The sequence below is a fragment of the Streptomyces sp. NPDC001508 genome, from assembly GCF_040298665.1.
Lineage (GTDB): Bacteria > Actinomycetota > Actinomycetes > Streptomycetales > Streptomycetaceae > Streptomyces.
Genome location: NZ_JBEPAP010000040.1, coordinates 48,616 through 60,887, shown reverse-complemented (window position 1 = coordinate 60,887; position 12,272 = coordinate 48,616). Strand labels below are relative to the sequence as shown.

At 71.5% G+C, this 12,272-nt stretch carries 11 protein-coding genes; 9 read left to right on the top strand and 2 right to left on the bottom strand.

From position 1 onward, the window contains the following. Window positions 1-23: 23 nt before the first annotated feature. Together ABT245_RS29700 and ABT245_RS29695 are read right to left on the bottom strand one after the other, a co-directional pair. The gene (locus ABT245_RS29700) at window positions 24-563 is read right to left on the bottom strand and encodes a GNAT family N-acetyltransferase (RefSeq protein ID WP_351739189.1); all 540 of its coding nucleotides are present in this window, start codon (window positions 561-563) and stop codon (window positions 24-26) included. Continuing rightward, entirely contained in the window at window positions 560-1,837 is a 1,278-nt protein-coding gene (locus tag ABT245_RS29695) for an NsdA family TPR-like regulatory protein (RefSeq protein WP_351739186.1), read from the bottom strand. The genes ABT245_RS29700 and ABT245_RS29695 overlap by 4 nt, the downstream gene beginning before the upstream one ends. A gap of 238 nt (window positions 1,838-2,075) precedes the next feature. On the opposite strand from ABT245_RS29695, the gene ABT245_RS29690 reads away from it, so the two are divergent. From ABT245_RS29690 to ABT245_RS29650, 9 genes are all read left to right on the top strand, one after another. Then, window positions 2,076-2,576, top strand: a complete 501-nt coding sequence (locus tag ABT245_RS29690; protein ID WP_351739184.1) for an ATP-binding protein — start codon at window positions 2,076-2,078, stop codon at window positions 2,574-2,576. Window positions 2,577-2,892: 316 nt separating this feature from the next. Further along, window positions 2,893-3,579, top strand: a complete 687-nt coding sequence (locus tag ABT245_RS29685) for a hypothetical protein (RefSeq protein WP_351739181.1) — start codon at window positions 2,893-2,895, stop codon at window positions 3,577-3,579. A gap of 135 nt (window positions 3,580-3,714) precedes the next feature. After that, on the top strand, window positions 3,715-4,833 hold the full coding sequence (locus ABT245_RS29680) for a radical SAM protein (protein WP_351739178.1): 1,119 nt from the start codon (window positions 3,715-3,717) through the stop codon (window positions 4,831-4,833). Window positions 4,834-4,835: 2 nt separating this feature from the next. Further along, complete coding sequence (locus tag ABT245_RS29675) at window positions 4,836-5,036, top strand: hypothetical protein (RefSeq protein WP_351739175.1); 201 nt, start codon at window positions 4,836-4,838, stop codon at window positions 5,034-5,036. Between the two features lie 132 nt (window positions 5,037-5,168). After that, window positions 5,169-6,008: a GNAT family N-acetyltransferase gene (locus tag ABT245_RS29670; protein ID WP_351739172.1), complete on the top strand. Its 840-nt coding sequence runs from the start codon at window positions 5,169-5,171 to the stop codon at window positions 6,006-6,008. 287 nt (window positions 6,009-6,295) lie between these two features. Then, window positions 6,296-7,099 (top strand): TIGR03084 family metal-binding protein, encoded by an 804-nt coding sequence (locus ABT245_RS29665; RefSeq protein WP_351739169.1) that lies wholly within the window; start codon window positions 6,296-6,298, stop codon window positions 7,097-7,099. Next, entirely contained in the window at window positions 7,096-8,772 is a 1,677-nt protein-coding gene (locus ABT245_RS29660) for an acyclic terpene utilization AtuA family protein (RefSeq protein ID WP_502982220.1), read from the top strand. Before ABT245_RS29665 ends, ABT245_RS29660 begins: the two co-directional genes overlap by 4 nt. Beyond that, window positions 8,769-10,367: an acyl-CoA carboxylase subunit beta gene (locus ABT245_RS29655; RefSeq protein WP_351739166.1), complete on the top strand. Its 1,599-nt coding sequence runs from the start codon at window positions 8,769-8,771 to the stop codon at window positions 10,365-10,367. The genes ABT245_RS29660 and ABT245_RS29655 overlap by 4 nt, the downstream gene beginning before the upstream one ends. Before the next feature lie 10 nt (window positions 10,368-10,377). Further along, complete coding sequence (locus ABT245_RS29650) at window positions 10,378-12,270, top strand: acetyl/propionyl/methylcrotonyl-CoA carboxylase subunit alpha (protein WP_351739163.1); 1,893 nt, start codon at window positions 10,378-10,380, stop codon at window positions 12,268-12,270. Window positions 12,271-12,272 lie beyond the last annotated feature (2 nt).

Here is a 12,272-nt window from a genome sequence, read left to right as displayed (position 1 = left end):
TGAGGGTGGGCCGCCGGTGTTGGTCAGCGGGTGGCGCGGATCATCACGGTGAGGAGTGGGGAGGCCGGCGAGGGCTGGCTGTGCCCGATGTCCTGGTAACCCCACGACTGGTAGAGGGCGTGCACCTTGCCGTCACCCGCCGCCGCGTTGACCATGAGCGTCACGTACGGCTCTTCTCGGGTGGCCAGGAGGGCGTCATGGATGCGCCGGGCGGTGCCGGTCTTACGCCAGGACGGCCGTACGCCGATCTCCTTGATGGCCAGGGCCGGACGCTCGGTGTACTGGTCCGTCGGCGGCGGGGTGGTGCGCTGCCAGTAGCGGTCCCCGTACTTGATGGTGTTGGCGTAGGCGTATCCGACGGGCTGGTCGTCCGCGTACGCGAGGACGGCGACGAATCCCGGCTCGCCGCCATGGCGGTCCAGGCGCTCACCGAATGAGGTGACGGCGTAGTTCGGCAGGTGCAGCAGGGGCGCGCGCACCTCGGCGTAGACGTCCAGCAGGTCGCCCCGGACGCCCTCAAGCGTGGTGAACGTGCGGAGTTCGATAACGGGTGCTGTGGTCATGCGCTGGTCCTCCAGGCGGCCGTGTGCTCGGTCCAGGTCTGCACGGTGGGGCTGCCGGGCGCCTTGGCCCGGAGCGCGGCCCCGAACTCTTGCAGCATGCGGGATACCCGGGCGTGTTGGGTAGCGGCAGTGGCGGGTACCTGCATGGCCGCGGTGGTGGCGGCGTCAGCGTCGCCTTGGTGGAGTTGAGCGTGTGCGAGCCGGGTCGTGGTGATGGCCCGGGACCGGACCATGTGGGGCCGCAAGCTGGCCAGGCAGCGGTGGCCGTGGGACTCCGCCGTCGGGTAGTCGCCCAGGGTGAGGTAGGCGGACAGCGCCAGGGAGTGCAGCTCCGCTTGGTCGTAGAAGGCGATGAGCCATACCGGCCGGGCGGCGTGCGGGTCGGCGCGGTCCATGGCGTCCTGGGCCTGGTCGAACGCGCGGCGGGTGCCGGTGCGGTCCTGGGCGGCGCCGTGGATGGCCGCCTGTCGGGCCAGGCCGAGGGAGGCGAACATGGGATCGCGGCGCGTGATGTTCAGGTTCCGGGCCACGTCGTTGGCTGCCAGGGCGTCAGCAGGGCGGCCCATGTGGCGGTACATGGTGCCGGCGTGGCTCCAGATGCGGAACTTGATCCCCTGGTCGCCGGACATTTCGGCGAGGGCCTGGGCCTCGCGCATGTGCCGCTGGGCGTCGTCGTAGCGGCGGCCGTCGATCGCCGCCCACATCGCGGAGGAGCGGAAGGAGGCTGCGCAGGCGTACAGGTGGCTGCGGACGCGCTGGGTCGCCGCGCCGGAGTTCTGGAGGTTCAGCGCCTCGTCGGCGAGCGCGGCGGCGCGCTGTTCGATGCCGAGTTGTCCACCGTGGCGGTGGTCGCTGGCGATGATCTCGGCGAATCGCTGCTGTAGGCGGTCGACGTCGCTCATGCCGATGCGGCGGGGGGCGGTGCCGGGCGTGGCTGCAACGGCGGCGGCCGCAGCGATGCCGCCGACGAGGGTACGGCGCTTCATGTCGGGGTCCTCCTGCTGGGGGGCGGGGGTGGACTGAGCCCGGCCCCGTGGCACGAACCCTAATTCGGTGGCGGGTAGGCCCGTGACGAGTTCAAGGGCCTTGCGCGTCACCGCATTCGGCCATCGGATACGGCCGGATTTCCAGGCACGGACGGATGAGCCGTCGTGGCCGCCGGTCCGGCCGGTCAGCTGCTCGGCGGCCGTGTTGACCGCCTCGGCCAGGCTGTTGGCGCTGTGGCCGTGCTCCTTCATCCACGCCTCAAGGACCGTGTTGCGCGAGGTGTCCATGCGCGCACCGTAGCGCTGCAACCCCGGTCCGTCAGGCAAACGGCAGGTCAAGTCCCCCTAGGGAACGAGGCTGGATCCCTGGCGCATTGCCCTAACCGGCCGACTGTGATCAGGAGTTGTCTGGACGTCAGCCGGCCCGCCGCATGGGCGCGGTGGCCAGTGATGGCCCGGCCCGGCCCCGAGCACCGCGAGGGGAGGACGGGGCTGCCCCAACTCCCCCCAGAGGCAAGGCGTGACGATGTCCAGAGCAGCCACGCAGAACACCACAGCGAGCACCACTGGCGGCTCGACCACGGGCCGCGGAGGCAAAGTGGAGGAGCGGCTGCGACCGTCCTGGCGGCCGGTCGCCTCGGCCACCGGAGATCCGGCCTACAGCGGGGTACTCCTACGGGACGAGCAGGCCGCCGAGGATGCCCGAGCCATGGTGGCCATGGTGCTGGCCGTGTGGCACCTTCCACAGCTCGCCGATGACGCCAAGGTGGTGGCCACGGAGCTGGTGAGCAACGCCGTCCGGCACGCCCACGGCACGGTCGTGCGAATCACCGTGACCCGCATCGCCCGCGACCGGGTGCGCCTGGCCGTCACGGACAAGAGCCGGGAGCTGCCGCGCATCCAACTCGCGGACCCGCTGGCCGAGACGGGCCGCGGCCTGCGACTGGTCGACGGCCTGTCCAGGACCTGGGGCGTCATCCCCTACACCTGGGGCAAGAGCGTGTGGGCGGAGGTGGCCACGGCATGACCGCCCCCAAGGCGATACCGGCAGGCGTGCTCCTGGAGTCCTACCTCGCTTCAGTTGAAACGGCTCGGGAGGAGTGGCGATGCGTATGAGGCCGGACACTCCGAAGGGCCAGTTCTTCTACGCGCTGATCCTTGCCGCCCTCATGGGCGCCCTCGTGGCCGGAATCGGCCGCTGACCTCATGACCGGCTCCGGTCGCTCACGCCCCAGGGAGTGACCGGAGCCCCCCCAGGTGCCCGCCGGCTTCCCGCTCCCGACTCTCCCCGCGGGGGCCGGCGGGCCCGTGACTCTCGTCTCGACAAAGGAAGGTTCTCGATCGTGTTGCCTCCGGCCCCGCCAGGCGTCGTCCCGTACATCGCCGGATGGAGCGAGGAAAGGCTCCTGTCGTGCCCGATCGTCCGCCGCCGCGTGGTCCCGGGGATCGCGTACGCGGACGAAACCCCGTACGACCGCGACAGCTTCGGCGTGCTCTGGGCCCGCTACGCCCTCCGGCCCAAGCGCCGCCGGGGCAACCTACAACTCCGGAACGTCCACCCCTACCGGCAGCGTCGGGCAATGCTGAACATGATGTGCCAGGTCTGCTCCCGCATGCCGCCCGACCCGCACGGCCCCCACCTGTTCCTCCTGCGGGACTCCTGCGGTGCGGTCCGGGAAGGGGAACGGACCACCAGCCCACCGGTATGCGTACCGTGTGCCGGGATCTCCATCCAGCTCTGCAACGCCCTGCGCGGTGGGCGGTTCGTGGCGGCATGGGCAAGACGCGTGCCCGCGTGGGGAGTCGTCGGCCCCCTTCATCACCCACAAACGCTCCAGCCCATCCCCGGGTGTCACATGGAGCAGGTGAAGTACGGGTCGGAGTGGGCTCGCTGGGTCCGGGCCGCCCGCACGATGGTGGAACTCCGCGGAGTGACACCGGCGGACCTCGACCGCGAGTTCGCCGCCCTCGGACGCGACCGTCTGGAGGAGGAGTTCGCCCGCGTCGCGGAGCTGACGGCGGTCGCCTGACGGCCCGGTCGCTCCTCATCGCACGCACTCATCCCGCATCGCTGAGGAACGTTCGATGCATCGGTTGCTCACCACTTCCTTCCTCCCCTCAGACTCCCGCCCCGACGAGGGGCGGACGACCCTCTTGGAGCCTGCATGCATTCCCTGATCGCCAGCCCGTTCCTGGAGCAGCATGTGCTCGTACGGCCGGGGAGCCGTGGCGGCGCCCTGCTGCCGGGAGAGCGGTACGAGGAGCTGCGCGCCCTTGACGCCGCGGAACCCGCCCCGGCCTGGCTTGCCGACGCCGTCCGCGAGCAGTGGGAAGACTTGGACGTGACCGGCCGGCCCACCGGCGACTTCCTGCTCGTCCGCCAGCCCTCCACCTGGGGGTACGGCAAGGCGAGTTGGGAGGTCAACCTGGGCTGCAACTACAAGTGCAAGCACTGTTACCTGGGGCTCAAGGTCAACTCCGGGATGTCGTGGGAGGACAGGCGGCGCTGCCTGGACGTCATGGCCGAGGCCGGCGTGCTCTTCCTCCAGGTCACCGGCGGCGAGCCGACCGTTGACCGTGACTTCATGCGCGCGCACCGGTACGCCTGGGAACTCGGCATGATGATCACCGTCTCCACGAACGGTTCCCTGCTGTGGCGGAGGAACCTCTTGGACCTCTTCAAGGAGTGCCCGCCGTACCGCGTCACGGTGTCCATGTACGGCGCGACCAAAGCGAGCTACGACGAGCTGACGCAGCGCGAGGGAGCGTGGGACCAGTTCGTGCAGGGCATGAACGCCGCCCGCCACGCCCGCCTGCCGCTGCGTATGAGCGTCGTCGTCACCGAGGACAACGGCCACGAGGAGCAGGCCATGGTGGACCTGTGCAAGTCGTGGGGCGTCGAGTACGAGGTGTTCACGAACATGACGCCGACGATCTACGGCGGCGGCGAGGTGCTCACCGCGCAGTCCAAGGAGCACCTGCGGCTCCGCAAAACGTTCACCGGCTGCAACGCCGGACACACCTTCTTCCACATGGACCCGCACGGTCTGGTGTCCATCTGCAAGATCGGCCGCGATGACCAGATCAGCCTGCCCCACGAGGGAATCCAGGGCCTTGCCCGGCTGGGCGCGATCGCGGACCGCCTGATGCTTCGCACCGGAGGGTGTTCAGGATGCGCCCTGTCCGGTTCCTGCCGCGTGTGCAGGCCCCTGGCCAAGCACTACCAGGAGGCGAAGGCCCCGCTGGCGGCTTACTGCCAGCACGGACAGAAGAAAGCAGGGTGAAGATGACCGCTGTAGCAGTCGAGATCTCGCCGCGTCGCCCGCTCCCGGGCGACGGGCCCGCCCAGGACGGTCGGCCGTACTTCACGCGGCCGGTCCTGGCACCGGCCGTGCCGGTGACCCGGATCACCCCGGTCGCCGACATGGACACCGTGATGGACAGCGCGAAGTGCTCGTGCGCCGCCGGCGACGACAACCCGCACTAGCGGGCTGATCTGCACCTGATCCGGTCGTGAACGCGCAGGCCCTGACGCCAACTCGGGTCGGGGCCTGCGGCGTGCGTGCACCCTGAGTAGCGTGCGTGCATGTGCTTTCACTGGGGCTGGATTGAGCCTGTGATGCCCGTGCCGTACGTGCCGACCCTCGGACCCGTCCGCCCGGGTAACCCGCTGCCCGAGCTGTTCGAGGCCGTTGTGGAGATCGCGGGGACCGGCCGGTTCCTTCCGTACGACAAGGACCGCCGCTGGTCCGAGCGCAAGGCGGAGCGCGTCCTGGTCGGCGCCATCGAGCACGGCCGGCACCAGACCCTCGTGCCCACGCTCGCCGAGCGCGGCGCCGGCGTTGTCAAGGTCCACGTCTACGGGGCGGCCCCTGACAGTCTGTCCGCCGGCGCCGACCTGGCCCGCAAGCTCGCTGCCGTCCACGGCGCCGCCAAAGCCCGAGTGGTGTGGTTCCTGGGCCCGGAGCAGCCTGAGGCGTACGCCCAGGGCGTGGGGACCCGAGTCCAGCTCAAGGACTTCGCCGAGGGGCCCGGGGAGGCTCCGGGCGTGTCGGTGCACGAGGACAAACAACTGCACGAAGGGGCCGGGTTCACGGAGTTCGCCGAGCAGATGGCCGCGGACGGGTTTGTGTTTCTCCACGAGCAGATGCGGGCCGGGACCGTGGGCCCGGTCCTCACCGTCCTCCACGACGGCCGCGTGGTCGGCGCCATCGGTCCCATGGAGACCATGGCGGATGTCGGCGGAGCCGCGCGCCTGCTGCCCCAGTACTTCGGCGTGCTGCCCCAGTACCGCGGCCACGGCTACGGTCGCGCCCTGTGGCGTGCGGCGATGCATTGGGGTCATCAACACAGTGCCGCGTACCAGCTTTTGCAGACCGAGGTGGGAGGGGCTTCCGACCGATTGTGTGCGGCGGAGGGGCTGGCGTCGTTGGGGTTCGTCAGCCAGCGGGATGCCTGAGGTCGTTCGCCCCTTACGTGCGCTCACCCTTTCGAGTGGCTGCGGGTTGTGGGGCGGATTCGCCTAGTTGTGCCAGCGTGAGTTTCCCGCCGTCTCCCCTGCCCGGCGCAGCTGACGGCCGTAGTAGTCCAAGGGCGATGCGCTGGGGTCCAGTTCGCGGCTTCGCATGCCGACCACCTCCTGTCACCGAGAGTAGCGAAACGGCCGCACACGAGTGATGGGTTGTGGAAAACCAATTCATGCAAGCGTGCTTGATTGTTTCTGGGGGTGCTGCCATGCTCCTCCGCATGGCCGACCCCATGCCCGTCCTCGATGACCTGCGCGCAGAGAGCCGCGAACTGGACCGACTCGTAGGAGAGCTGGCGCCGAAAGCTTGGGCGCTCGCCACGCCCGCGCCGGGCTGGACCGTCGCCCACCAGATCGCGCACCTCGCCTGGACCGACCGTTCCGCGCTGCTCGCGGTCACCGACGCGGACGCGTTCCAGAAGCTGGCAGAGAAGGCCCTCGCCGCACCGGAAACATTCGTCGATGAGGGCGCGGCGGACGGGGCCCGGTTGGCGCCCGATGCGCTGCTGGCGCGGTGGCGTGAAGGGCGGGCCGCGCTCGACCTGGCCCTGCGTGCGGCGCCCGTCGGCGCGCGTTTCCCCTGGTACGGCCCGCCTATGTCGGCGGCATCCATGGCCACCGGCCGGCTCATGGAGACCTGGGCCCACGGGCAGGACGTGGCGGACGCCCTAGGTGTGGTCCGCACCCCCACCGACCGGCTGAAGCATGTGGTCCGCATCGGTGTGCGAGCCCGGGACTTCTCCTTCGGCGTCCATGGGCTGCCCGCACCCGCCGAGGAGTTCCGGGTGGAGGTTGTCGGCCCGTCCGGCGAGGTCTGGGCGTACGGGCCCGAGGACGCCGCGCAGCGCGTCACCGGTCCCGCGCTCGACTTCTGCCTGCTGGTCACCCGGCGTGCCCACCGGGCCGACCTCGCGGTGCGCGCGGTGGGGGCCGACGCCGACCGCTGGCTGGAGATCGCGCAGGCGTTCGCGGGGCCGCCGGGTGCCGGGCGGGAGTCCGGGCGCGGGCAGGAGGAGCGGTTGTGACCGAACCGCTGCGCATAGGCAACGCCTCCGGTTTCTACGGCGACCGGTTCGACGCGATGCGCGAGATGCTCACCGGCGGTGAACTGGACGTGCTGACCGGCGACTACCTCGCCGAGCTGACGATGCTGATCCTGGCCCGGGACCGGCTCAAGGACCCGGGTGCCGGGTACGCGCGTACCTTCCTGCGGCAGTTGGAGGACTGCCTCGGGCTCGCGCACGAGCGGTCCGTCCGGATCGTGACCAATGCCGGCGGCCTCGATCCCGCCGGACTCGCCGATGCCGTACGGGCGTTGGCGGACCGGCTCGGTGTCCCGGTGCGGGTCGCGCACGTGGCGGGCGACGATCTGACCGCCGCCCACCCGGGCCTGGCCGCCCACGCCTATCTGGGCGGTTTCGGCATCGCGGAGTGTCTGCGGGCCGGTGCCGACATCGTGGTCACCGGGCGGGTGACCGACGCGGCGCTGGTCACAGGGCCGGCCGCCGCGCACTTCGGCTGGGCGCCCGGGGAGTACGACCGGCTCGCGGGCGCCGTGGTCGCCGGACATGTGCTGGAGTGCGGGGCGCAGGCCACCGGCGGCAACTACGCGTTCTTCACCGAGGGCGACGTCCGGCGTCCCGGCTTCCCGCTCGCCGAAATCCATGAGGACGGCACGGCCGTCGTCACCAAGCATCCCGGCACCGGCGGCTTCGTGGACGTGGGCACGGTCACGGCCCAGTTGCTGTACGAGACGGGCGGCGCCCGGTACGCCGGGCCCGATGTCACCGCGCGGCTGGACACCGTACGGCTCACCCAGGACGGACCCGACCGGGTGCGCGTCGAGGGCGTACGCGGGGAGGCTCCGCCGCCGACCCTGAAGGTCGGCCTCAACCGGCTCGGCGGCTTCCGCAACGAGGTCGTCTTCGTGCTGACCGGGCTCGACATCGAGGCCAAGGCGGCGCTGGTGCGGGAGCAGATGGCCGACGCGCTCGCCAAGTCCCCGCCCGCGCAGGTGCGGTGGGATCTGGTGCGCACCGACCGGGCGGACGCGGACACCGAGGAGACCGCGAGCGCGCTGCTGCGGCTCGTCGTCAGGGACGGCGACCAGGCGGTCGTCGGGCGGGCGCTCAGCGGTGCCGCCGTCGAGCTGGCGCTGGCCAGTTACCCCGGCTTCCATGTGCTCGCGCCCCCGGGGAAAGGCACGCCCTATGGGGTCTTCGAGGATGTGTACGTCCCCCATGGTGCCGTCGACCATGTGGCGGTCCTCCACGACGGGCGCCGTATCCCCGTGCCAGGCCCCCAGGACAGCCGGGTGCTCGACGCCGTACCGGAGCCGGACCCGCCGATGCCGCTGCCCGTCGGGCCGACCCGGCGGGCGCCGCTGGGGCTGGTCGCCGGGGCCCGCAGCGGCGACAAGGGCGGGAGTGCCAACGTCGGTGTCTGGGTCCGTACCGACGACGCCTGGCGGTGGCTGGCGCACGAACTGACCGCCGACAGATTCCGGCAGCTGATACCCGAGAGCCGGCCACTGACCGTGACCCGTCATGTGCTGCCCGGTCTGCGCGCCCTCAACTTCACCGTGGAGGGCATCCTCGGCGCGGGCGTCGCCGCCCAGCACCGTTTCGACCCGCAGGCCAAGGCCCTCGGCGAATGGCTGCGCTCCCGCCACCTGGACATCCCGGAGGCATTGCTATGACGGTCCTTTCCTCCGCCGTCGACGTGCGCGGCGCCGAGCACCGGGCGAACCGCGAGGCCATGCTTGCGAAACTCGCCGAGCTGGACGCCGAGCACGCGAAGGCACTCGCGGGCGGCGGCCCGAAGTACGTCGAGCGGCACCGGCGGCGCGGCAGGCTGCTCGCCCGCGAGCGCGTCGAACTGCTGCTGGACCCGGACACGCCGTTCCTGGAGCTGTCGCCGCTGGCCGCCTGGGGCAGCGACCACACCGTCGGCGCGTCCCTGGTCACCGGCATCGGCGTGGTCGAAGGCGTCGAGTGTCTGATCACCGCGAACGACCCCACTGTGCGCGGCGGCGCCAGCAACCCGTGGAGCCTGAAGAAGGCGCTGCGCGCCCATGACATCGCGCTCGCCAACCGGCTGCCCTGCATCAGCCTGGTGGAGTCGGGCGGCGCCGATCTGCCCTCGCAGAAGGAGATCTTCATCCCCGGTGGCGCCGTCTTCCGGGACCTGACCCGGCTGTCCGCCGCCGGGATCCCCACCGTTGCCGTCGTCTTCGGGAACTCCACCGCGGGCGGCGCCTACATCCCCGGCATGTCCGACCACGTGATCATGGTCAAGGAGCGGGCGAAGGTGTTCCTCGGCGGTCCGCCGCTGGTGAAGATGGCCACCGGGGAGGAGAGTGACGACGAGTCCCTGGGCGGCGCGGAGATGCACGCGCGCGTGTCGGGGCTCGCCGACCACTTCGCCGTGGACGAACAGGACGCCCTGCGGCAGGCGCGGCGGGTGGTGGCCCGCCTCAACCACCGCAAGGCGTACCCCGATCCGGGCCCGGCCGAGCCGCCGAAGTACGCCCCGGAGGACCTGCTCGGCATCGTCCCGGGCGACCTGAAGGCCCCCTTCGACCCGCGCGAGGTGATCGCCCGGATCGTCGACGGCTCCGACTTCGACGAGTTCAAACCGCTGTACGGGACGAGCCTGACGACCGGCTGGGCCGCTCTGCACGGCTACCCGCTGGGCATCCTCGCCAACGCGCAGGGTGTGCTGTTCAGCCCGGAGTCGCAGAAGGCCGCCCAGTTCATCCAGCTCGCCAACCAGCGCGACATCCCGCTGCTGTTCCTGCACAACACCACCGGTTACATGGTCGGCAGGGAGTACGAGCAGGGCGGCATCATCAAGCACGGCGCGATGATGATCAACGCGGTCGGCAACTCCACGGTGCCGCATCTGTCGGTCCTCATGGGCGCCTCCTACGGGGCCGGCCACTACGGCATGTGCGGACGCGCCTACGACCCGCGGTTCCTGTTCGCCTGGCCCAGCGCCAAGTCGGCCGTCATGGGCCCGCAGCAGCTCGCCGGGGTGCTGTCGATCGTGGCCCGCCAGTCGGCCGCCGCCAAGGGACAGCCGTACGACGAGGACGGCGACGCGGCGCTGCGCGCCATGGTGGAGCAGCAGATCGAGGCCGAGTCGCTGCCGATGTTCCTGTCCGGGCGGCTGTACGACGACGGCGTCATCGACCCGCGCGACACCCGTACCGTCCTCGGCCTGTGCCTGTCCGCCCTGCACACCGCGCCCTACCAGGGTGTGCGGGGCGGCTTCGGCGTCTTCCGGATGTGAGGGACCAGCCGTGATCACTTCTGTCCTTGTGGCCAACCGGGGCGAGATCGCCTGCCGGATCTTTCGCACCTGCCGCGACCTGGGCATCCGGACGGTCGCCGTGCACTCGGACGCCGATGGGAACGCCCTGCACGCGCGCGTGGCCGACACCGCGGTACGCCTTGCGGGCGCGGCGCCCGCCGAGACGTATCTGCGGGGCGACCTGATCGTGCAGGCCGCCGTGACCGCCGGCGCGGACGCCGTGCACCCCGGCTACGGCTTCCTGGCCGAGAACGCCGGTTTCGCGCGCGCCGTCCTGGACGCGGGCCTGGTGTGGATCGGGCCGCCCCCGGAGGCGATCGAGGCGATGGCCTCCAAGACGCGCGCCAAGGAGCTGATGGGCCTCGCGCCGCTGCGCGAGGTCACCGCGGCCGACCTGCCGGTGCTGGTGAAGGCCGCGGCGGGCGGCGGGGGCCGCGGCATGCGGATCGTGCGCGGCCTGGACCGGCTCGACGCCGCCCTTGAGGCCGCGCGGGCCGAGGCGGTGAGCGCGTTCGGGGACGGCGAGGTCTTCGTCGAGCCGTACGTCGAGGACGGCCGCCATGTCGAGGTGCAGATCCTCGCCGACGCGCACGGCACGGTGTGGACGCTCGGCACCCGCGACTGCTCGCTCCAGCGCCGCCACCAGAAGGTGATCGAGGAGGCCCCCGCACCCGGCCTGGAGCCGGCCCTCACCGACGAACTGTACGCGCTGGCCGAACGCGCCGCCCGCCGCGTCGCATACGTGGGCGCCGGCACCGTCGAGTTCCTCGTCACCGGCGCCAAGGCCCATTTTCTGGAGATGAACACCCGCCTCCAGGTCGAACACCCCGTCACCGAGGCCGTGTTCGGCATCGACCTGGTGGCCGAGCAGATCCGCGTCGCCGAGGGCCACGCCCTGGCGGACCGGCCGCCACGCGCGTGTGGGCATGCGATCGAGGCCCGCCTGTACGCCGAGGACCCGGCCCGCGACTGGGCCCCGCAGACCGGCACCCTGCACCGTCTGGCCGTACCGGACGGCATCCGCCTGGATACCGGCTACTCCGACGGCGACGCCATCGGCGTCCACTACGACCCGATGCTCGCCAAGGCCGTCGCGCACGCCCCCACGCGCGCGGAGGCGATCCGCCGGCTGTCCGGCGCCCTGGAGCGGGCGGCCGTGCACGGCCCGGTCACCAACCGCGATCTGCTCGTACGGTCCCTGCGGCACCCGGAGTTCACGGCGGGACGCATGGACACCGGCTTCTACGACCGCCACCTCACGGACCTCACCGCCCCGGCCCCCGACCCGTACGCCCCGCTGGCCGCCGCGCTCGCCGACGCGCACGGCCGCTCCCGGTTCGGCGGCTGGCGCAACCTGCCCTCGCAGCCGCAGACCAAGCGCTATCTGATGGCCGGCGAGGAACACGAGGTCAGCTACCGGCACACCCGCCAGGGCCTCGCTGCCGACGGCGTGCGGGTCGTCCACGCCGACGCGGGGAGGGTCGTACTCGAAGTGGACGGCGTACAGCGGCGCTTCGAGATCGCCCGCTACGGCGACCAGGTGCACGTGAACGCCACCACCCTCACGGCCCTGCCCCGTCTCCCGGAGCCGGCGGTCCACGTGGCCCCCGGCTCCCTGCTGGCGCCGATGCCGGGCACGGTCGTCCGCATCGCCGAGGGCCTGGCCGAGGGTGCCCCCGTACAGGCGGGCCAGCCCCTGATCTGGCTGGAGGCGATGAAGATGCAGCACCGGATCTCGGCCCCCGGCACGGGCACCCTCAGCGCCCTGCACGCCAGTCCGGGACAGCAGGTGGAGCCAGGCATGGTGCTGGCGGTGGTCGAACAAGCCCAGGAACGCGGGGAATCGCGCGAGCAACCACGGACGAGCCGCACGCGGAGGTAACG

Excerpts from the sequence above, each read along its gene's own strand:
- ABT245_RS29675 (WP_351739175.1), top strand. The coding sequence starts at position 4,836 with ATGACCGCTGTAGCAGTCGAGATCTCGCCGCGTCGCCCGCTCCCGGGC.
- ABT245_RS29655 (WP_351739166.1), top strand. The coding sequence starts at position 8,769 with ATGACGGTCCTTTCCTCCGCCGTCGACGTGCGCGGCGCCGAGCACCGG.
- ABT245_RS29695 (WP_351739186.1), bottom strand. The coding sequence starts at position 1,837 with ATGGACACCTCGCGCAACACGGTCCTTGAGGCGTGGATGAAGGAGCAC.
- ABT245_RS29690 (WP_351739184.1), top strand. The coding sequence starts at position 2,076 with ATGTCCAGAGCAGCCACGCAGAACACCACAGCGAGCACCACTGGCGGC.
- ABT245_RS29680 (WP_351739178.1), top strand. The coding sequence starts at position 3,715 with ATGCATTCCCTGATCGCCAGCCCGTTCCTGGAGCAGCATGTGCTCGTA.
- ABT245_RS29670 (WP_351739172.1), top strand. The coding sequence starts at position 5,169 with ATGCCCGTGCCGTACGTGCCGACCCTCGGACCCGTCCGCCCGGGTAAC.
- ABT245_RS29700 (WP_351739189.1), bottom strand. The coding sequence starts at position 563 with ATGACCACAGCACCCGTTATCGAACTCCGCACGTTCACCACGCTTGAG.
- ABT245_RS29665 (WP_351739169.1), top strand. The coding sequence starts at position 6,296 with ATGGCCGACCCCATGCCCGTCCTCGATGACCTGCGCGCAGAGAGCCGC.